General features: G+C 63.4%; 17 protein-coding genes. 3 read left to right on the top strand and 14 right to left on the bottom strand.

What is annotated here, in order from left to right; all coding sequences use genetic code 11:
- Nucleotides 1–145: 145 nt before the first annotated feature.
- From AC0L2X_RS02145 to bglB, 9 genes are all read right to left on the bottom strand, one after another.
- A complete protein-coding gene (locus tag AC0L2X_RS02145) occupies nt 146–1,648 on the bottom strand; it encodes an MFS transporter (RefSeq protein WP_352489660.1) in 1,503 nt (500 codons plus the stop codon).
- A gap of 74 nt (nt 1,649–1,722) precedes the next feature.
- The gene (locus AC0L2X_RS02140) at nt 1,723–2,817 is read right to left on the bottom strand and encodes an HlyD family secretion protein (RefSeq protein ID WP_473553452.1); all 1,095 of its coding nucleotides are present in this window, start codon (nt 2,815–2,817) and stop codon (nt 1,723–1,725) included.
- A 462-nt stretch (nt 2,818–3,279) separates the two neighbouring features.
- Complete coding sequence (locus tag AC0L2X_RS02135) at nt 3,280–4,368, bottom strand: ABC transporter ATP-binding protein (protein ID WP_473553450.1); 1,089 nt, start codon at nt 4,366–4,368, stop codon at nt 3,280–3,282.
- Between the two features lie 7 nt (nt 4,369–4,375).
- A complete protein-coding gene (locus tag AC0L2X_RS02130) occupies nt 4,376–5,428 on the bottom strand; it encodes a carbohydrate ABC transporter permease (protein ID WP_473599239.1) in 1,053 nt (350 codons plus the stop codon).
- Complete coding sequence (locus tag AC0L2X_RS02125) at nt 5,425–6,447, bottom strand: carbohydrate ABC transporter permease (RefSeq protein WP_473553446.1); 1,023 nt, start codon at nt 6,445–6,447, stop codon at nt 5,425–5,427. The genes AC0L2X_RS02130 and AC0L2X_RS02125 overlap by 4 nt, the downstream gene beginning before the upstream one ends.
- A complete protein-coding gene (locus tag AC0L2X_RS02120) occupies nt 6,444–7,712 on the bottom strand; it encodes an ABC transporter substrate-binding protein (protein ID WP_473553445.1) in 1,269 nt (422 codons plus the stop codon). The genes AC0L2X_RS02125 and AC0L2X_RS02120 overlap by 4 nt, the downstream gene beginning before the upstream one ends.
- Before the next feature lie 87 nt (nt 7,713–7,799).
- Nucleotides 7,800–10,319: a hypothetical protein gene (locus tag AC0L2X_RS02115; protein WP_473553443.1), complete on the bottom strand. Its 2,520-nt coding sequence runs from the start codon at nt 10,317–10,319 to the stop codon at nt 7,800–7,802.
- Entirely contained in the window at nt 10,316–11,149 is an 834-nt protein-coding gene (kduI, locus tag AC0L2X_RS02110; protein WP_473553442.1) for a 5-dehydro-4-deoxy-D-glucuronate isomerase, read from the bottom strand. Before kduI ends, AC0L2X_RS02115 begins: the two co-directional genes overlap by 4 nt.
- Nucleotides 11,146–12,246 (bottom strand): beta-galactosidase BglB, encoded by a 1,101-nt coding sequence (gene bglB / locus AC0L2X_RS02105; protein WP_473553440.1) that lies wholly within the window; start codon nt 12,244–12,246, stop codon nt 11,146–11,148. The genes kduI and bglB overlap by 4 nt, the downstream gene beginning before the upstream one ends.
- A 111-nt stretch (nt 12,247–12,357) precedes the next feature.
- Here bglB and AC0L2X_RS02100 point away from each other — a divergent pair, with 111 nt between their 5' ends.
- Nucleotides 12,358–13,419 carry a LacI family DNA-binding transcriptional regulator gene (locus AC0L2X_RS02100; RefSeq protein WP_352489651.1) on the top strand — a complete coding sequence of 354 codons (1,062 nt, stop codon included), beginning with the start codon at nt 12,358–12,360 and terminating at the stop codon, nt 13,417–13,419.
- On the opposite strand, the gene AC0L2X_RS02095 is transcribed toward AC0L2X_RS02100, so the two are convergent.
- Nucleotides 13,404–13,874, bottom strand: coding sequence for a flavin reductase family protein (locus tag AC0L2X_RS02095; protein ID WP_473599238.1), 471 nt, complete (start codon nt 13,872–13,874; stop codon nt 13,404–13,406). The two genes, AC0L2X_RS02100 and AC0L2X_RS02095, sit on opposite strands and share 16 nt — an antisense overlap.
- 11 nt (nt 13,875–13,885) lie before the next feature.
- A complete protein-coding gene (locus AC0L2X_RS02090; protein WP_473553436.1) occupies nt 13,886–15,043 on the bottom strand; it encodes an LLM class flavin-dependent oxidoreductase in 1,158 nt (385 codons plus the stop codon).
- A 227-nt stretch (nt 15,044–15,270) separates the two neighbouring features.
- Here AC0L2X_RS02090 and AC0L2X_RS02085 point away from each other — a divergent pair, with 227 nt between their 5' ends.
- Both AC0L2X_RS02085 and AC0L2X_RS02080 read left to right on the top strand, forming a co-directional pair.
- Nucleotides 15,271–15,927, top strand: a complete 657-nt coding sequence (locus tag AC0L2X_RS02085; RefSeq protein ID WP_473553434.1) for a GntR family transcriptional regulator — start codon at nt 15,271–15,273, stop codon at nt 15,925–15,927.
- Between the two features lie 18 nt (nt 15,928–15,945).
- Entirely contained in the window at nt 15,946–17,061 is a 1,116-nt protein-coding gene (locus AC0L2X_RS02080) for a Gfo/Idh/MocA family protein (protein WP_473553433.1), read from the top strand.
- Between the two features lie 29 nt (nt 17,062–17,090).
- Here the strand turns inward: AC0L2X_RS02080 and AC0L2X_RS02075 are convergent, their stop codons facing one another.
- From AC0L2X_RS02075 to AC0L2X_RS02065, 3 genes are read right to left on the bottom strand one after another with little or no spacing between them, the layout of a single operon-like run.
- A complete protein-coding gene (locus AC0L2X_RS02075; RefSeq protein ID WP_473553431.1) occupies nt 17,091–18,149 on the bottom strand; it encodes an ABC transporter ATP-binding protein in 1,059 nt (352 codons plus the stop codon).
- Nucleotides 18,150–18,188: 39 nt separating this feature from the next.
- Nucleotides 18,189–19,010, bottom strand: a complete 822-nt coding sequence (locus tag AC0L2X_RS02070; protein ID WP_473553430.1) for a carbohydrate ABC transporter permease — start codon at nt 19,008–19,010, stop codon at nt 18,189–18,191.
- A complete protein-coding gene (locus AC0L2X_RS02065) occupies nt 19,011–19,913 on the bottom strand; it encodes a carbohydrate ABC transporter permease (RefSeq protein WP_245274609.1) in 903 nt (300 codons plus the stop codon).
- Nucleotides 19,914–19,930: the final 17 nt, after the last annotated feature.

Here is a 19,930-nt window from a genome sequence, read left to right as displayed (position 1 = left end):
TGCCTCTTCGTCGGCTGCAGAGTGAAACCGGAAAAACCTCTGCATTCGTCATCCCTGTCTCGTCCGGTTAACACGGCTCTTGGGGTAATCTGGAAACCTCTCCCGTCCAATACATCTGTTCCAAAGTATAGAACCTGTACGCGGTTTAGTTCTGCGGAGCGGCTTGGCGGCCGAGCAATTGTTTGGCGACAATGAGACAGGGAGCAGCGACCGCGAACAGCAGGACGAGCGCGAAGAAAGCTTCGTCGAACGAGATCGTGGCGACCTGCTTCTCAAGCGCGCGCTGCAGCAGCGGCAGGGCGGCCTTGGTCGCCGCAGTGCCGTCGACACTGTTCGCCAGAGCGTTCGCAGTGGCTCTCAAGCGCTGGTCTACGGCTGGATCGCCATTGACGAGGTGGGACGCCAGTATCGTCCGATTGTGGGCATTCTGGTGATCAACATACGTTTGCAAGAGGGCTGTGCCGGTCAGACCGCCCACCTGCTTGCCGAAGTTGAACAGCCCGATGCCGAACGGCAGCGCATTGGCGGCAAGGCCCTGCAGTGTAACCAGCGTCAGTGCCACGAACAGAAGGCCGAGGCCGAATCCTCGCAGCAGCAGAGCAAGGGTCAGGTCCGGTGATCCGCTACCGCTCGTCGAAGCGGACAGCATCCACATGGCGCCTGCGAAGAGCAGAATGCCAAATGGCGCAAGCGTGATCGGGCGCATCCCGGTCCTTTGGATGACGAAGCCGGACAACAGAAGTCCAAGCGCGAGCATGGCTCCGCTGGGCAGCAGAAGCACTCCTGCGCCCGTGGCGGTAAAATCGAGCACGTTGAGGGCAAAAGCCGGAATGAGATAGGCGCTGCTTGAAAGAGCAGAGCCGGCGACGAAGCTGACGAGCAGGCCGAAGCGAAAGTCCGGATTGCCAAGGGGCGAGATGGCCAGCAGTGAGCCTTCTGAACGAAAGCGGGTCTCCCAGACGGCCAGAAGGCCGGCGGCCGTCACACCGGTTGCGGCAAGGAAGGTGATGTCGGTGTCGTCGAACCAGTTGAACCTGCTGCCTTGCAGCAGGACGTAGGTCAAAAGCGCGGCGCTGATGCCGAGCAACAATATCCCGACGGCAGGAAACCTGGTTTTCCGCCAAAAGGTCTGATCGCCGTCCGCCGCCAGAAGGAGAAGGGAGACGATGCCGAGCGGACTGATGCTCAGGAATATCCACTCCCAGGTCAGATGATCGACAAGCCAGCCCTGCAGGGCCGGCGTGACGGTCGTCGGAGCCATGACGGCGCCTACGGCAAAAACCGCCTGAACGACGGGCTGATGCCGGTGCGGGAAGCGAAAGAACAGTAGTGTCTGGCCGGCGACGAGAACTGTGCCGCCGGCCAGTCCTTGGACAATGCGGCAGATGCAAATCCAGGTGAGGTCCACCGACAACGTCAAGGTCGCGGATGCCAGCAGAAGGGCGACAACCCCCGCGCGCAGGCAGGCGGTCGGCCTGGCTGCTGTCACAAGAAGCGGAGCGACAAGGAACGCCGTCAGCTTGGCCGCGATGAAAACAACGTCGATCATCGCCAGTTCGTCCAACGTTGCGTAGGTGTCGCCGAGCATGTCGATCCGGCCGATGGACAGTGCGGTGGATGCGACCGCGTCCATGAAGGCGGCAAGCACGACGCCGGTTGCTATCAAGCAAGCGCGCAGGGTGCCGGGATGGCGCTGCACAGCCGCCGTTTCGGCGAGGTGCATCATTGTGCTGAGCGCCCGTCCGCGGTCCCGCCTGTCTGCATTTCCTGCGCTACTGCCGGAGCATCCCTGGTGCCGACGGTGATGGCAACACGAGCCGAGAGTCCCGGAACCAGGCGGCCGGGCAACGGATTGCGCGTCATCCTGATCTTGACCGGCACGCGTTGGACGACGCGGATGAAGTTTCCGGTGGCATTGTCCGGCGGCAGCAGGCTGAATGCCGCGCCACTGCCGGGAGCGAAGCTGTCGACAAAGCCGTCGATTTGCAGATCTGGATATTCGTCAACCATGACGCGGACGCGTTGGCCGATCTCAACCTGCTTCAGCTGTGTTTCCTTGAAATTGGCGACGATCCAGACATCGTTAACCGGAACGATGTCCAGGGCTGCTGTCCCTGGGTTGACATAGCGGCCGACACGGATCTGGCGATTGCCGACGATGCCGTCGACCGGGGCCCGCACGACGGTGTTGGCCAGGTCGAGCATTGCCAGGTCGAGCGCTGCCTGTGCCTGCGACAGGGCTGCCTGCGCACCGGACAATTGTGCATCCAGAACACCGAGCTTCAACTTTTGAGCCAGCAGATTGGCCTCTGTGCCGTCCAGCGATGCCTTTGCCTTGTCATGGCCGGCCTGCGCATCCTGCAGCTTCTGATCGCTTGCGGTCCCGTTCTTCTGCAGCGTGACGTAGCGGTTCAGGTTGGCGCGGGCGAATTGCAGGTCGGCTGCGGCAGATTGCTTCTGCGCCTCAGCCTGCGCGATCAATGCGTCCTGCAGTTCACGGGTCGCCTTGATGTTGGCGATTTCCGCCTGCCGAGCGGCGACGTTGGCTTTCGCCTGCTCCGCCTTGGCCTTGTAGTCGCTGTCGTCGATGCGAAACAGGACAGCACCCTTAGACACACTGGCATTGTCGTCTATGTCGACTTCGACGACGTAACCGGCAAGCTTCGGAGCGATGCTGGTAATGTCTCCGCGGAGATAGGCGTTATCGGTCGTTTCCTCGAACCGGCCCCGCGTGAACCATTGCCAGCTCCATATAGCTGCCATTGGAATCACCATAAGGGCAACGATGACGATTGCGATCTTGCGGGCTCGGCTCATGATTGCCTCGACACCCGGTCGATGCGCTCGCTATCGAAGGAGGTATCCGCCTCCCGAAGAGCGAGATGTTCGCCAAGGCTGGAAGCCCATGGTGCGCAGTACAGTTTCACGAGAACGTCTCCGTCGAGCTGCGGTTCTGCAACAAAGCAGAACTGCAGAACGATCGCGGATTTCACGGCCTCGCCGCTATCACGCGGACGAACATCCCATCTGCCCTGATCGGTGGTTCGTACTGAACCTCAGCACAGGTCGTATTATCAGTCAGCCGGATTCCTCAGGCGCGCGAACGTGCCGGCGCCGAGCTCCGTATCGCCGAAGACCGTGGCAGCAATGATCGCAGAGAGCGCCCTCTTGAAGAGTTCGGTTGTCTTAACGTTCACCTATTTTGACATGCGCGCAACACGCGTTCGCTGTGCGGCAGTCACGACGGTTCATGAAAGCAACCCGCTATCTTGCCTCCGGCTAACGCGGTGCGACACGCAGCCCGGCGGCATCGAAGAGATGCATACGCTCCGACGGCAGAGCGAGGTTGATCGGCGGCCCTTGCGATTCAACCCCCTGCTGCTTGAGAACGGCGATAAGTTTGCTGTCGCCGGCAATGGTGGCGTGGACAACGGTTTCCGGTCCCAACGCCTCGGCCAGCGTTACCCGCGCTTCCACCGATCCCTTGCTGCCATTCGAAAGTTGGATGTCGTGTGGCCGGATGCCAAGCGTCGCGTCGTCCCCCGGTTTCAGCGCGACTCCGTCGGCCGCGACCGAGGCCGACAGCCCGCCTGGACCTTCGACACGCACCTCGGCGGCGCTTGCCGAACGCACCTTTACCGGCAGCAGGTTCATCCGCGGCGCGCCGATGAAGCCGGCGACGAACAGGTTGGCCGGCGCGTTGTAGAGATCGAGCGGCCGGCCGACCTGTTCGATCCGCCCCGAGCGCATGACCACGATGCGGTCCGCCAGGGTCATCGCCTCGATCTGGTCATGGGTGACGTAGACCATCGTGGTTGCCAGCCGCCGGTGCAGGCCCGCCAGTTCAGCGCGCATGGTGATGCGCAGTTCGGCATCGAGGTTGGACAGCGGTTCATCGAGCAGAAAGGCGGTCGGATTGCGCACCACCGCACGGCCGATCGCGACGCGCTGCTTCTGGCCGCCCGACAATTGACCGGGCCGGCGGTCCAGATAGGGAGCAATTTCCAGCATGCGCGTCGCTTCCGTGATCCGCGCGTCGATCTCGGCTTTCGGCATACGGATGTTTTCGAGCCCGAAGGCGAGGTTCTGGCGCACGCTCATGTGCGGGTAGAGCGCGTAGGACTGGAACACCATCGCCAGGCCGCGCTGCGCGGCCGAAACGTTGGTGACGTCGACCCCGTCGATCTCGATCTTGCCGTCGGTCGGCCGATCGAGCCCGGCAATCAGCCGCAGCAGCGTGGACTTGCCGCAACCCGACGGGCCGACGAGGACCAGCATCTCGCCGTCACCGACGTCGAGGTTGATGCCGTGCAAGATCTTCATCTTGCCGTAAGCGCGATCGATGTTGGTCAGCGTTATCCGTCCCATGACATCCTCACTTCAGCCCGGTGCCGGCAATGCCGGAAGTGATGTAACGCTGCAGGAAGACGAAGACGAGGACGACGGGGATCATCGTCACGACTGTCATCGCCAGGATGTAGTGCCACTGCACGTTTAGCTGGCCGGCATAGGTGTTGAGGCCGACCTGGAGTGTGTAGAGTTCCTTGCGCGACAGCACCACCAGCGGCCACAGAAAGTCGTTCCACCGCCAGACGACCGAGAAGATCGCCAGCACGGCGAGCGCCGGTGCTGCAAGCGGCAATACGATCCGCCAGTAGATCTGCCATTCGGAAGCGTTGTCCATGCGCGCCGTATCGAGCAACTCGTCGGGAATGGTCAGCATATATTGGCGCAGCAGAAAGACGCCGGTCGGCGTCGCCACGGTCGGCAAGATCACGCCCCACAGCGAATCGAGCAGCCCGACGGCGCCCACCACCGAATAGAGCGGCACCAGGATGACCGACAGCGGCACCATCAGCGTACCGACGATCACAAGCATCGTCAGATCGCGGCCGCGGAACTTATATTTCGACAAGGCGAAGGCGGCCATCGAATTGGTGAGCAGCGTGATCAGCGTCGCCATTGCCGTCACAAATACCGAATTGCGCAGATAGCGCAGGAAGTCGAAATGGACGAAGGGCTCGGTGTAGTTCTCCGTCGCGAAGCCGATTTCGCGTACCGGCTGCCGGTCGGCGATGTTGACCTTGACCACATCGTTCGGCGCCTGCGGGTCCACCATCTGCGCCATGATGCCGATGCGCCGCACCTCGGCCAGCACCTTGGTCGAACCATCCGGCAGCTTGACCCTGTAGAGGGCCAGCGGCTTTTCGTAGCCTTCAACCCTCGCCTGTTGGCTGACATAAGGCATTATGGTCGGCGGGAACTCGGCGAGCTGTGCGGGCGTCTTGAATGACGAACCCACCAGCCAGACGGCCGGACCGAACATGATGACAACGCCGCCGAGCAGCCACAGCCAGCTCACGATATCCGTCCAGTGCCAGCCGCGACCGCCGCGCCTGCGGGTCAGGAATGTCACGACCCGGCTCATTCGCGGGCTCCTTTCCGCTCACCCCGGCGTCCGACCTGCAGTTGAACCAAGGTGAGCACGACCAGCACCAACCCCATCAGGATCGAAGCCGCCGAAGCCAGCCCCGGATTGCGCAGCAGGGAGGCGAAGCCGATCTCATAGATGTACTGCGTGATATAGAGGGTCGAGGTTCCCGGCCCTCCACCCGTCAGCACATAGACTTCGTCAAAGATCTGCACAGCGCGGATCAGCGTCAGTACGATGACGACAAGCAGATTCGGCATCAGCAGCGGCAGCGTGATGCGCCAGAACACCCGCGCCGGCTTGGTGCCGTCCATCTCGGCCGCTTCGTAAAGGTCGCGCGGGATCGCCTGCAATCCGGCAAGCAGGATCAGCGTATAGAAGCCCATATGGGCCCAGACCGAAACGCTGACCGCGGCGGTGAAAGCCCAGAAACGGTCCGTCAGCCAATTGTGCGGCTCGCCGCCCATATCATGGACGATCAGGTTGAGCAGGCCCTGGCGCTGCAGGATCCAACGCCAGATCAGGCCGGTGACGACGGGCGACAACAGCACCGGGAAGAAGAACACCGCGCGCCAGAAGCTACGCCCGACGATCTCGCGGTTGAGGATCAACGCCGTCGCCATCGACACGACCGTCATCAGCGCCACCTGCACGACGACGAACAGGCCGGTATTGTGCACGGCCTTCCAGAAGAGATCCTCGTGGCAAGTCGCAGTGTCCAGGTAGTTGCCGCAATCGAGCAGGCGCTGGTATTGCTCGAGCCCCACATAGGTTCGGTCCTGCAGGAAGTAGGCCGTTCCTGACGTGGCCGAATAGAAAAAGTTGATGATCATCGGCACCAGGACGAAAATGCCGAAGATCGCCATGTTTGGGGCGAGGAAGAACGCGGCCATGCCGCCGGTGCCCGTCGCGCGCTGCCAGAACTTCAGCGGCACGTTGATGATCGACGCCAGCCACACGACCGGCCCCGCGAGGGCGGCGCCAATCCATGCCTTCAGTGTCGCGGCGGCGGTCACTTCGCCTCGGCAACCTTGTCGGCGATATCCTGGTCGATCCTGCCCCAGGCATCGTCGAGGCTGAGCTCGCCGGCCATCACCTGGCTGACGCGCGTCACCAGCGCGGCGAAGTAAGCGTTGGCCCACTTCCACGGCGGCAGTGCATCGGCCGCCGGCAGGGTTTCACCCGCCGCCTTGACGAACTTGTCGAGCGCCGGACCGACGTTCTTGTCGGCAGAGACCCATTTCAGCCCGCCCTTGTCTACGACGCCCTTGTGCGCGGGCAGAAACAGCGTGCGCTCGCTGAATTCTTTCACCACGTCTTCACGGGCCAGATAATCCATGACCTTGGCGACGTCCTTGGGATTCTTCGTGTATTTGATGGCGACCAGCGCCGCGCCGCCCTTCACGCCCGAACAGCCTGCGGTACCGCAGGGCGAGCCGGTTGCCACCCAGTCGAAACTGTCGCCGATCTTGGTCGACAGATTGGCGACCTGCCAGCTGCCAGAATAGTAGAACGGGATCTGGGCGTTGATGAAGTCATCGGCGGCCGCGCGGTAGGTCGAGCCTGCCGCCGACACCCACGTATCCTTCAGCATCAGGCCCTTGGCGGTCCAGTCGACGAGCTTGCCGACGAAAGCCTTGGTGCCGTCGTCCACTTTCGCCGGCATGTCATCGGGGCCGATATAGTTCGCTCCAAAGGAGACATTCGGACCCGAAATGCGGTGACCGGAACGGTCGATGGCGAAGGCAGCCGGAAGCTGCTGGCTCTTCGCCACCTCGGCGGCGGCGTTGATCCAGTCGTCCCAGGTCGCCTTGTCGCCGGGCAGCGGCACGCCGGCCTGTTCGAACAGCGTCTTGTTGGCGAAACCGCCGGTGAGCGTGAGCTGGGTCATGAAACCCGGGATGGCGTTGGAGCCGTCGGGGCGCATCCAGTCCAGCGTGTCGGCGAAATTGTCCTCCCAATATTTCGGATCGGCCAGCAGTGGCCTGAGATCGAGCCAGTGCTGGGCAAGCTCCTTGATGTTGGTGACGCGGGCGATGTCCGGGCCCTGGCCGGCCTCGAGCTGGATGGGCAACTGCTCCTGGATCACCTTGTAGGCGACGTTGTCGAGCGTGACGTGGATGTCGGGATTGTCCTTCATGAAGCGGTTCAGGATGTCCTGGATGACATCGCCTTCGACACCGTCCGAATACCACATGATGCGCACGTCGCCGGCAAACGCGCTGGTCGATGCGAGCAGACTGACCGATAGCGCGGCCACCAAAGTGCGGGTCTTATTCATGCTTCGTCTCCTCCTTTGCCGGGGCGGCGCCCCGATGGTTCAAGCGGCCACGCCCTCTCCTCTTGAGCGTCGCAGCCGATTTCCTCCCTACTCTCTTTGCTTCATGCGCATCGCCTCGCCGCGCACGGTCCAGTTGGCCGGATCGAGTATACGTCCCTCAGCCACGATCCTTGCGTCGGCGAGGAAATGCACCGTGCCGTACTCAGGATCCTCAACGATCAACTCGCCGTCGGGACCCGACCGCACCGACAGGCCGGCAAAGGCGCCCGCCCAGGCGTCGAGGACCGGCAGATTGGCATTCCGGTCACCGAGGCGGACGATCCATGTCGTCCTGCGTCCCGCCGCCCGCAACTCGTTGCCGGCCGTCGGGCCGGCCACGACCTGCGTGAGCGGAACATCCGTCTTCAGCATGACGAAGGCTTCGCCCGATTGCGCGAACGCCCGATCGCCACCCACTTGCACGGCATCAAAGGCACGTGCGGGGAACCAGGCATGCGTGAAGTCGGGCTGTTCATCCGAGCAAGAGAAGCTGACGACGGCGAGGTCTCGGTATTGGTGGAGCCGGGGCAAAGTGCCTGAGCCACCCCAATATGATGGTCTGCCATATCCCGACTGCAGCACTTCGCCGGGGTGGTTGATCCAGATCTGCGCATCCGGATTCTTGCCGAGCCGGGCGTGAATGACGGTCTCCTGATAACCCCATTGATTCCAGCGGTAACCAGCGGCGCTGCCCATCGCATGGTCGCGCGTCTTATAGTGGTAGAGCCGCGCGAAGCGGTCTTGTCCCTGCGCAAAAGTCCATTCCCACGCCGCATCGCCGGTAAGGGAAGCAATTGCTGCCAACCCCTCCGGAACGCTCAAATCGTGATCCCGCAGGCAGAGTGCCAGCTGCGGCAGCGCGTGAAAGCGCATGCCGTAATTGCCCTTGCCCCATAGCATGCGGCAGATGCCGGATAATTCCAGGGAACGCGCCGCGCGCAGCGTGTGCTCATAGGAGCGGCCCTGCGCCCCGGTGAGGATGCCGCGATGCGCCGAGCGGGCGACGATTTCAAGCAGGCGTGTGATTGCCTTGCCAGCACGTTCGGCGATGTCCCAGTCCGGGGCCAGCGCGTAGAGCGCACACAGGCCCTTGAGGTCGATCGGGAAATAGGGCGCCGAGTTGAACTCGGCCATCTCCCATGCCTCGAAATGGTCGAGCCAGGCGCGTACCCGCGCGGCTCCAACCGCGGACTGTTCGCGGCCAAGGCGGCCCGACCGCACGAACCGTGAATCGGGCAACAGCACTCCCGCAATATAGGCGGCGGTGTGGAAGAGCAGCGCGTGGTTCTCGGAGAAGTACCACTGCACATCATTGCCGGGCTCGTCCATCCAGTAGCGATAGCCGAGGATGGCGTTGTCGACGCGCGCGCGCAGGCTCGCTTCCAGCCGATCGCCATAGGCCTTGCGGCACCACAACAGCGGCACCAGGATGAAGTCGGCGCAATCGTGACAATCCTCGATCGCCGGCAGCGTGCCGGAGATCATGGCGTCGGTCTCGGAGCCCTGCTGTCCGATCGCCAGGCGCGCCAGCGCGCGCACGGTGTCGGCCTCGGCGTGACCGGCGACCTCGCGCAAGGCCTCATCGATACGCGCAGTAAGCGTTTCCGGCGCCTCGCCCTGACGGCGCGCGTGGCATATCTCGACGCCGAAGACACGCGATACGGCATGGTCTGCGACCGTAAGCGTCACCTTGAAATGGCGAAAGTCGGCCGGCAGCTGCTCGGCATCGGCGATCGGCAGCCGCGTCTGGCCCGCCGGCAGATCGAAGGCGAAGCGCACCGGCGTCTCGATCGACATGAAATCGCCCTCGATCTCGACCTCGACTTGCGCGTCGCGCGGCAGGGCCACGCCGGTGACGAGCGCCACCTCGCCGCCGTCATAGGCGGGACGCTCGAAATGCATGTCGTCGAGGGCTGCTTCCATCGCATCGGCAACGCCGCTCTCGACTTCGATCGGCAGTGCCACCGAAGCAGCCGGACCGGATAGATAGTCGAGCTGAAAATAGTAGCGGGCATCGCGCTCGGCGAGATCGTCGAACCATATGCGAATGTCGTTGCGGCCGGCCCTCAGCGCGATCTTGAAGTGCTCGGCACTTTCCAGATTGCGGCCGTAGGGCGCCATCCAGCCGGCTTCCTCACCATTGGCAAAGAGTATGGCGCCGCCGCATGTGCGCAGCCGCACCATCACCTCGCCACTCGAGGCCACCTCGATGGTGGTCTCGACCCAGGTTCCAAGCACCGTCGGCCGAAACCAGAAGCCCGATAGGTCGATGCGCGGCGAGGCGAAGGGCAGCCAGAGGCGCTCGGCGCCGAATTCGGCGCTGACCTGTGGTCGCTTGCCGCGTCGTTCCGCCGCGAACCGCGTGCGGCACGGATATTCATGCGGAATGAAATTCTTGTGCTTGGTCAGGAAGAAGAAGGGATCCATCTCGCCTTGCATGGGCTGGTCGGCCACGTCGTAGCGTTGCTCGGCGATAGACCCGAGCCGCCAATAGACGATTGGCTGCCCCGCCATGAGCGGCCGGCGCAGCGTAAAATCCGTCCGAACGCTTTGCGCGGCCTCGCTCATCGCAAATCCTTCACGGCAACTGGATCGACATCGGTGTAGGCCTGGTTCTCGCCGGTCATGCCCCAGACGAAAGCATAGGGGCCGGTGCCGGCGCCCATATGGATAGACCAGGCGGGCGACAGGACAACGTCACCGTCAGCGGCCATCAGGTGGCGCGTCTTGTCTGGCCGGCCCATCAGATGGATTACACGGTCGGCTTCGGCGAGGTCGAAGTAGCAATAAGCTTCCATGCGCCGCTCATGCAGATGCGGCGGCATCGTGTTCCACACGCTGCCCGGCGCGAGGTCGGTGATCCCCATCAGCAAGAGGCAGGACGGGGCCACTTCGGGATGGATGTACATGCGCAGCGTGCGCCTGTTCGCACGAGCCTCCTCGCCGAGCACAAGCGGCTTGGCTTCGCTGCTGACGACGAGACGGTGCGCAATATCGGCGCCGGCCGGCACCGAGTTCATGTAGAAGCGTGCCGGCCTCTCCGGATCGTCGCTCGCCAGCGTCACCTCACGCGCTCCGCGTCCGACATAGACGATGTCGCGGTTAGCCGCGGGAAAGCGCCGGCCGTCCACCGCGACCGCACCATTGCCGCCGAGATTGGCGATGCCCATCTCGCGCGCGTCAAAGAAGAGCGGGGTGCCGACTTCGGCCCCGTTGCCGAATGCCAGCGGGTTGGCCAGCGGCACCGCGCCACCGACGATCATGCGGTCGACATGGGTGTAGACGAATTCGATCGCGCCAGGCCGGAACAAGCCGTCGACCAGGAACTCTGCCCTCAACCGGTCCGTGTCCATGCCGGCAATATCGGCCGGCGACGCGCCATAGAGCGTCCGCATCATGCCGCCTCCACCTTCGACTGCAGATGCCGCGCCCCTTCGGTCAGGCACAGAATGGCCAGCGCCTGCCCGTAGCCCGTCGGATGGATGGGTATATCGCGATAGAACTGCAGGTCGGCGCCCATGCGTGTGCCATAGGACACGTTCGCCACCACACCTTTGTCATCGATGTTGGCCACCACGGCTTCCAAGGCGCGGAGGCCGGCGGCACGGCACTCTGTCGAGCCGATGCCGAGCCGCGCGGCCTTCATCAACCCGTAGCCGAAGCCGGCCGTGGCGGAAATCTCCTCGTAAGACGTCGGGTCGTCGAGCAGAGTGTGCCATGCTCCCGAACCTGCCTGCACCTCGAGCAGGGCGTTGATCTGCGTCTCCAGCACGCCGAGCAGATAGGCCCGGACCGAAGGCGCAATTTCGGCGAACTCCACCAGTTCGAGGATACCGACAGTAATCCAGGCATTGCCTCTCGCCCAACGCGCACGGGCGAAATTGTGCCGTCCCGCGAACGTCCAGCCGTGAAACCACAGCCCTGATGCCGGGTCGGCGAGATAACGGGCGTGGACCAGGAATTGCCTTTCTGCTTCTTCGACGAAGCGACGTTGGCCGGCAGCCTGGCCATACGATGCGAGGAACAGCGCCACCATGAACAGCGTGTCGTCCCACAATTCGTCGTCGTTGACCCGGTCCGAAACATCATGCTGGAAACCGCCTTCGGGCGTCCGCGGCAAGGCGGTGGCGACCCGCTCGGCCCATTCGCGCAGCACCGGCTCGAAGCGCGGCTGGCGCCGGCGCCGCCACAATTCGCTTAGCGCCAAAAGGGGCGCGGTGGTGTTGACGTTCATCGCAGGCAGACCGGCAGCGATGCGTCGGTCATACCAGGCCTCGATCGTCTGCAGCAGCCGATCGTCGCCGGTCTGCGCCCACAGCCGAACCAGCCCGTAGAGCCCGACGCCTTGCGGCCATTCCCAGCTGTCGAAGCTAACATAGTCGCCCGGCGTGCCGTCGAGATTCGGCTCATGGAACCGCCCGTCATGACGCAAGCCGGTCATGCCGGCCACGAGGCTGGCAAGCGCGGAATTCAGGCGTTCGGCCGATAGCGGCATCACTCCTCCCGTTTCTCCCGCTTCATCGGAACTGTTTCACAGCCATTTTTCTTGCGCAATCTGAAAATTTTTTGCATTAATCGGATGACTTTGCCGGAGGTGACGGAGCGGATGAATATCCAGGGCAAGCGCGGCCGCCCCAGCCGCCGCATTCGACTTGAAGAGATCGCGGCGCGTTGCGGCGTGTCGGTCAGCACCGCCTCTCGTGCGCTGAGCGGCGTCGGTGGCGTGAGGGATGAGCTTCGTGCCAAGATCATCGAAACGGCGAAGTCGATGAACTATGCCGTTCCCGCCTCGGTTGCCGGCCGCAAGGTCATCCTGGCCGCAAGCAGCGTGGCAATGGTGGACAGTGCCCGCAATCAGTTCACCTACCATGTCCTTGACGGGCTCAACGAGCGTGCCCGGTTGCTGGGCGTCGAACTGGTGACCCGGCCGGTTTCGGCGCCCGAGGACGAAATCGCGCTGCTGCGTGAATCCGAGCGCGACGACAGCGTCGCCGGTTGCCTGTTTCTGACGCTGGACGATGACGATGTGCTGACGCTGACAGCCGGATTCGCCAAACCGATCGTGCTCGTCAACGGCGACGATCCCTCGATGCGCCATTCGAGCGTGACGCCCTGCAATCGCTCTGCCGCCATGCTTGCGGCGCAGCATCTGATCGGCCTCGGCCACCGCCGCATCCTGTTCCTGATGCGGCGTGGCCGGCGCACGATCGAGCGGCGCTACGAAGGTTGGCGCGACGCGCTGATCACGGCCGGCATTGCCGGCTTCGACGACTTCGTGGTCGAGGTGCAGGACTGGCTGCCGGAACTTGCGAGCAGGGCCGTCAGCGAGCGCATCGCGGCCCGCGGCCTCGATTTCACCGCCGTGCTGACGGCTGGCGACAGCTTGGCGTTTGGTGCCATCGCCGGCGTCCAGGAGGCCGGATACTCGGTGCCTGGCGACGTGTCCGTGGTCGGTATGGACGACTTGCCGCTCGCTGCCTTCTGCAATCCGCCGCTGACGGCGATGCACATTCCTATGCGCGAGATCGGATCGGCGGCGCTTAGCCTGCTGCTCGACGATATGGCCCATTCGGGGTCGCCGCCGCGTCGCGTCGAACTTGCCTGCAATCTCGTGGTTCGCCAGTCGACGGCACCAGCCCGAAGCGGCGGTCATCAGCTGGCCTTTTGAGCGCGCGACTTGCCGCTAGCAAAGAGCAGCGGCAAACCCTCTTGCGTCTCCAGTTCAAGGACACGTCCAAGCAGGATCATATGGTCGCCAGCCGGGAAGCGGTCGACGACGCTGCATTCGAACCGCGCCAGTGCGCGCGGCAGCAATGGCACGCCGTGCTCGCTCCACGACAGGTCAAGATCGGCAAAGTCCGTCCCCGACTTCGAAAAGCGCCAGCACAGATCGATTTGATCTTCCGCCAACACGTGAATGGCGTAGTGCGCGGAATTGGCGAAGGCTTCGAACCGGCGCGAGTGGCGGCCGATTGACCAGAGCACCAGCGGCGGATCGAGCGACACGGATGAGAAGCTGTTGGCAGTGATCGCGACCGGGCCGTCGGCCGTGCCGGTGGTGACGACCGTGACGCCGGTGGCGAAACGTCCGAAGGCGTTGCGCAAAAGGCGGGGATCACACACGACATGCTCCATCAGCGGCGCTCTCCCGTTCCCAGTGGTGTCGCCGGGATCCGTTCCGGCACCCGGCCATAGGCGTGCGGGAGCGAGCATGTCTTGAGCTGGGGCAACACCTTGGTGCCGAAATGACGCGCCTCGTCGAGATGCGGGTAGCCGGAAAAGATGAAAGCGCGGATCCCCATCTTCATATACGCTTCGATTTCCGACAGAACCTGATCGGTCGAGCCCACCAGCGCCGCGCCGCAACCAGAGCGCGCCCGCCCGACGCCCGTCCACAGATGCGGCTCGACATAGCCTTCGGCGTCGGCGATCTGGCGGTTCCTGGCCTGGTGCGATACGCCGAGCGATCGGGCGTCGAGCGCGCGCTCGCGGATCGCCCTGCCCTGCTCGTCGTCCAACCTCGAAACCAGCTCCCGGGCATATTCCTTTGCCTCGGCCTCGGTATCGCGCACGATCATGTGGACGCGCAGGCCATAGTCGAGCGTCCGCCCATGACGCTCGGCGCGTTGGTGGACGGCTCTCATGCGGCCGGCAAGCTCCTCCCTGGTTTCCGGCCACATCAGGTAGACGTCGCACTGTTCGGCGCAAAGCTCGAGCGCGTCGGGCGAATAACCGCCGAAATAGAGCAGCGGACCGCCATTCTGCTGATAGGGCTTCGCCGGTGCCGTCGAGAGCCCGTTATAGCGATAGACCTCGCCCTCGAAATCGATGCTGTCCCTGGTCCAGGCCTGGCGCAGGATCTGCACCACCTCGCGGGAACGGCGATAGCGGTAGGCGCTGTCGGCTGTCTCGCCCGGAAAGTCCGATGAAATGATGTTCACCGTCAGCCGGCCTTCCAGCATGTGGTCCAGCGTCGCAATCGTGCGCGCCAGCATGATTGGCTGCATCTCGCCGCAGCGCACAGCGGCAAGCAGATTGATCTTCGACGTGATCGGCGCACAGCCGGCAACGAAGCTCAGCGTGTCCTGGCCGACCTGATAGGACGACGGACACAGGATGTTGCGGAAACCGAGTTCCTCGGACGTCTTCACGATCTCGGAGCAATGCGCCCAGCTCGAGCGCAGCGCGCCGTCCGGCACGCCGAGATACTGGTAGTCGTCCGAGCAGAGTGCGGCGAACCACGAGACTTCGGCAGCATCGAGATCCGGCGAGGTGATTGGGACGGTGCTCATTTCCACTCTTCAGAAAAGACGTCCGGGCCACTCTTCAATGACGTCCGGAGCTGCGAATAGGGCTTGCGTAGCATTCGTTTTGATGTAGATCAATACTGTATCAATTTGGAGCCAAACCCGAAACCGGGATGCGATTGGAACACCGGATGCATTTGACAAGGGCTGACCCCGGCCACCGATCCAGCCAGATGCGTGGCCCCTTGCCTGTGCACTTGCAGACGAGCGAAATGCTGATCCGCGAAATCGCGGCTGGACGGCTGGCCGACGGGGCGCGGCTGCCGCCCGAGCGCGAGATGGCCGCGAGCCTCGGGATTGCCGTCGGCACGCTCAGGCGGGCGCTGGCAGATTTGACCGAAAAGGGCCTTCTCGACCGCATCCAGGGCTCGGGTAACTATGTGCGGGCGCGCGGCGACTTGCTTGGGATCTATGCCTTCTTTCGCCTGGAGCGCATCGGCGGTGGCGGCCTGCCGAGTGCCGACGTGCTGTCCGTCGAGCGGCTGCCCAAGCCCGCCGACCTGCCGCAATTCGGCAGCGCCGGCGAAGCCCACCGCATACGCCGGCTGCGACGGCTCGACGGCGAGCCGGCCGCAGTCGAGGAGATCTGGCTCGACGTCAGCCGCGCCGAGCGGCTCAAGCGCGAGGATTTGTCGGAATCCCTCTATCTCCATTACCGGCTTGCGCTCGGCTTTTCGATCGTTCGCGCCGAAGACCGTGTCGCCGTCGCGCCTGCGCCGGACTGGGCCCCGCTCGAGTTCAGGCCACCGCCGGGGACGGTCGTGGGGTTCATAGAACGTATCGCCTGGGCTGGCGACGGCGCCAGCGCGGAATATTCCCGCAGCTGGTTCGATCCGGGCGCGGCGCGGTATGTCACGCGTTTCAGATAGGCCGGAGGAAGACGCAGCGTGACCAGATCATCAATCGGCTACGGCATCATCGGCTGCGGCATGATGGGCCGCGAGCATATCCGCAACATCGCTCTGTTGCCCGACGCGCATGTGGCCGCGATCTTCGAGCCGGACCCCGGCATGTTGGCGGCGGCGCTGGCGACGGCGTCGGGCGCGCGATCGGCGGCATCGATCGCCGAGCTGCTGGCGATGGACGAGGTGGACTGCGTCTTGATCGCCAGCCCCAACCACCATCACCTCAGTCAGATGGAGCAGATCGCCGCACTTCGACCGCTGCCTGTGCTGGTGGAAAAACCGCTTTTCACCGAGACCGCCGACGAGGGGCGGATCGCGGTGTTGAAAGCGCGGCTTCCGCTCGTCTGGGTGGCCATGGAATACCGCTATATGCCGCCCGTCGCCGCATTCGTCGAGCAGGCGCGCCACGCCACCGGCGGCATCCGCATGCTGACGGTCCGCGAGCACCGCTTCCCGTTTCTGGCCAAGGTCGGCGACTGGAACCGCTTCAACCGCAACACCGGCGGCACGTTCGTCGAGAAGTGCTGCCACTTCTTCGACCTGATGCGGCTGATCCTTGAATCGGATCCCGTCCGCGTGATGGCGAGCGCTGGACAAGCCGTAAACCATCTCGACGAACGCTATGGCGGTGAGAGGCCGGATATCCTTGACCATGGCTATGTGCTGGTTGATTTCGCGAGCGGCACGCGCGCCATGCTGGAACTGTGCATGTTTGCCGAGGGCAGCCGCTACCAGGAGGAACTCTGCGCTGTCGGCGGCGACGGAAAGATCGAATGTCTGGTGCCCGGACCAGGCCGTTTCTGGCCGACCCACCTTGGCCCTGCGCCAGTGCCCCAGTTGATCGTCAGTCCGCGCAATCCGCCTGGACCACGACTGCTGGAGATTCCCGTCGACCCCCGGCTGCTCGAGGCAGGCGACCATAACGGTTCGACCTATTTCGAGCACGCCCGCTTCACCGCTGCGGTGTGCGGACAAGGCAAAGTGGAAGTGACCTTGCAAGACGGCTGGTGGGCCGTCGTCATGGGTCTCGCCGCCCAGAGATCGGCCCGCGAAGGCCGCGCCATCGAACTCGCCGGTGAATTCGCGTTGCCTACCTAGGCCGACCACGCATTAATCGGACCACCGAGTCAGATGCGCCGACCAGTTTCGGCGTCGAACAGATGCGCACATGCGCGGTCGATCTCGATCCGCATCCCTTCGCCTTGCTTGAGCGCAAGCCTTTCTCGGAAGAGGCAGGAGATTTCTTCACCGGAGCAGTCGACCCTGGCGAAGATTTCCGAGCCGGTCGCCTCGAGAAGCGTGACCGTGCCCGGCATACCTTGCCCCGTCGCCCGGATATGTTCCGGGCGAATGCCGTAGACGAGTTCGCGTCCTGCGGCATCCGCCGGCTGGGCGCCTTCCGGCAACGGCAGGATCAACCCGCCGGCGCTGCGGAACACGCCCTCCTCGATGCGGCCGGCAATGAAGTTCATGGCGGGCGAGCCGATGAAACCGGCAACGAAGAGGTTGGCCGGACGGTCGTAGAGGTCCAGCGGCGCGCCGATCTGCTCGACCAGGCCGTCATGCAGCACGACGATCTTATCGGCCATAGTCATGGCCTCGATCTGGTCGTGCGTGACATAGATCGTCGTGGTACCCAGCCGCTGGTGCAGGGCCTTGATCTCGCCGCGCATCTGGACGCGCAATTTGGCATCGAGGTTGGAGAGCGGCTCGTCGAACAGGAAGACCTGTGGGTCGCGTACGATCGCGCGGCCCATGGCGACGCGCTGGCGCTGGCCGCCCGAAAGCTGGCGCGGATAACGGTCAAGCAGCTTTTCCAGGCCGAGGATGCCGGCTGCCTTCCTGACCCGGCCAGCGGTATCGGTCGGGTCGGCTTTCTTGATCTTGAGGGCAAAGCCCATATTGTCGGCAACAGTCATATGCGGATAGAGCGCATAATTCTGGAACACCATGGCGATGTTCCGGTCCCGTGCACGCAGGTTGTTGACCATACGCTCGCCGATGGCGATCTTCCCGCCTGAGATCGTTTCAAGCCCCGCAATCATACGCAGCAGCGTCGATTTTCCGCATCCCGACGGGCCGACCAGGATGACGAATTCGCCGTCGGCGATATCGACGCTGACGTCGTGAATGATCTTGGTGGCCCCAAAGGCCTTCTGCACGTTGTTGATCGTTACCGATGCCATTGGATCTTTCCCAGAAAAGAGTGATGTCCGGATCCGCCCTCAGCCGCCCTTGACGGCGCCGGCGGTCAGCCCCGCGACGATCTGCCTTTGCGCGAACATGGTCAGGATCAGCACCGGCAACGTCACCACCAGCGCCGCCGCGGCGAGCGGCCCCCAGCTGACCTGTTCGTAGGACAGCATGTTGTAGACGGCGACCGGCAGGGTGCGCGTCTCACGGCTGGCGAGCACCACGCCGAAGACGAAATTGTTCCACGAGAAGATCACGGACAGGATGAAGGCCACCACGATGCCCGGCTTAGCGATGGGCAGGGCGACCAGCCGGAAAACCTGCCAGGAGCTGGCGCCGTCGATGTTGGCCGCCTCCTCCAGTTCCATCGGCGTGGTCTCGAAATAGCCGATCATCACCCAGACCACGATAGGCACCGTCACAACCAGGTGGATGATGATCTGCGGCCATAGCGTGCCGAGGATCCCGATCCATTGGAACAGCAGAAACAGCGGGATGAGATAGGATAGCCCAGGCGTCATGCGGGCGATCATGATGACGACCGCCGACCGTTCAGCCTTTAGCCGTGCGATGCCATAGCCGGCCGGTACGCCGATCAACAGCGCCAGCAAGGTCGCCGTGCCGGTCACCAGAACCGAGTTCCAGAGATAGAGCAGGAAATTGTTCTCCTCGAACACCTTTACATAGTTCGACCAGGCGAAGCGTTCGGGGACCAGGATCGGCGGATAGGCACCGTTATCGATCTCGAATTTCAGCGACAGCGAGATCATCCAGAGGAAGAACAGGATCGCCGGCGAGACGAAAACCAGGGCAGCGAAAAACAGACCGATCTGGTTGAGCAGCCGTGAACTCATCTATTTGCCCTCCGTATCGATCCACTGCGAGCGTTGGCGCAGCATCAGCAGGACAAACGACAGGGCCACGATGACAATGAAGAACACCACGGCCATGGCCGAGCCGTAGCCGATATCGTAGTAGGAGAAGGCGGTGTTGTAGAGATAGATGTTGATGGTCTCCGACGCCGTTCCCGGCCCGCCCTGGGTCATCGCATAGATGATGTCGAAGCTCTTCAAGGCATCGATGGTGCGGATGATGACCGCGATCATCAGGAACGGCGCGATCATCGGCAGAGTGAGATAGCGGAATTGCTGCCAGGCATTCGCGCCGTCGATCTCGGCGCTTTCGAAGGGCTCGCGCGGCACCGAGGCCAGCCCGCCAAGCACGATCAGCATGACCAGCGGCGTCCACTGCCAGGTCTCGACCGCAACCAGCGACGGGATGACCGTGTTGGCGTTGAATATCCATTCCTGAGCCGGGATGCCGACCAGCGACAGCAGGTAGTTGAGCACGCCAAGCTGAGGATGGAACATCATTGTCCAGACCAGTGCCACGGCAACGGGTGTCGCCATCATCGGCATGACGAAGACGCCACGCAGCAGGCCGCGCAGCGGAAACCTGGCGTCGAAGATCAGGGCGGCCAGTGTGCCCAGCAGCATCGGCGCTGCAACCGAGAGGAAGGTGTAGGTCAATGTATGAACAAGGGATTCCCAGAACCGTGGGTCGCTGGCCAGGCGGAGATAGTTTTCCATCCCGGCAAAGCTCCGCGACTGGCCGAGCGTCCAGCGATTGACGCTCATCCACAGGGTGAAAGCCCAGGGGAAGACGATGACTGCGCCGACGACGACGAGTGCGGGGACAACGAAAGGCCAGTAGTTGGGAGCCAGCCGGATCGTCTGGCTCCCGTCGATAACCGGCATCGTCACCCCGGTCTGTT

The sequence above is a fragment of the Mesorhizobium sp. WSM4828 genome, from assembly GCF_055811175.1.
This window is presented reverse-complemented; position numbering and strand designations above follow the sequence as displayed.

Coding starts and splice junctions, on each gene's coding strand:
- AC0L2X_RS02140 (WP_473553452.1), bottom strand. CDS start 2,817: ATGAGCCGAGCCCGCAAGATCGCAATCGTCATCGTTGCCCTTATGGTG.
- AC0L2X_RS02135 (WP_473553450.1), bottom strand. CDS start 4,368: ATGGGACGGATAACGCTGACCAACATCGATCGCGCTTACGGCAAGATG.
- AC0L2X_RS02130 (WP_473599239.1), bottom strand. CDS start 5,428: ATGAGCCGGGTCGTGACATTCCTGACCCGCAGGCGCGGCGGTCGCGGC.
- AC0L2X_RS02120 (WP_473553445.1), bottom strand. CDS start 7,712: ATGAATAAGACCCGCACTTTGGTGGCCGCGCTATCGGTCAGTCTGCTC.
- AC0L2X_RS02115 (WP_473553443.1), bottom strand. CDS start 10,319: ATGAGCGAGGCCGCGCAAAGCGTTCGGACGGATTTTACGCTGCGCCGG.
- kduI (WP_473553442.1), bottom strand. CDS start 11,149: ATGATGCGGACGCTCTATGGCGCGTCGCCGGCCGATATTGCCGGCATG.
- bglB (WP_473553440.1), bottom strand. CDS start 12,246: ATGCCGCTATCGGCCGAACGCCTGAATTCCGCGCTTGCCAGCCTCGTG.
- AC0L2X_RS02100 (WP_352489651.1), top strand. CDS start 12,358: ATGAATATCCAGGGCAAGCGCGGCCGCCCCAGCCGCCGCATTCGACTT.
- AC0L2X_RS02090 (WP_473553436.1), bottom strand. CDS start 15,043: ATGAGCACCGTCCCAATCACCTCGCCGGATCTCGATGCTGCCGAAGTC.
- AC0L2X_RS02085 (WP_473553434.1), top strand. CDS start 15,271: ATGCTGATCCGCGAAATCGCGGCTGGACGGCTGGCCGACGGGGCGCGG.
- AC0L2X_RS02075 (WP_473553431.1), bottom strand. CDS start 18,149: ATGGCATCGGTAACGATCAACAACGTGCAGAAGGCCTTTGGGGCCACC.
- AC0L2X_RS02070 (WP_473553430.1), bottom strand. CDS start 19,010: ATGAGTTCACGGCTGCTCAACCAGATCGGTCTGTTTTTCGCTGCCCTG.
- AC0L2X_RS02065 (WP_245274609.1), bottom strand. CDS start 19,913: ATGCCGGTTATCGACGGGAGCCAGACGATCCGGCTGGCTCCCAACTAC.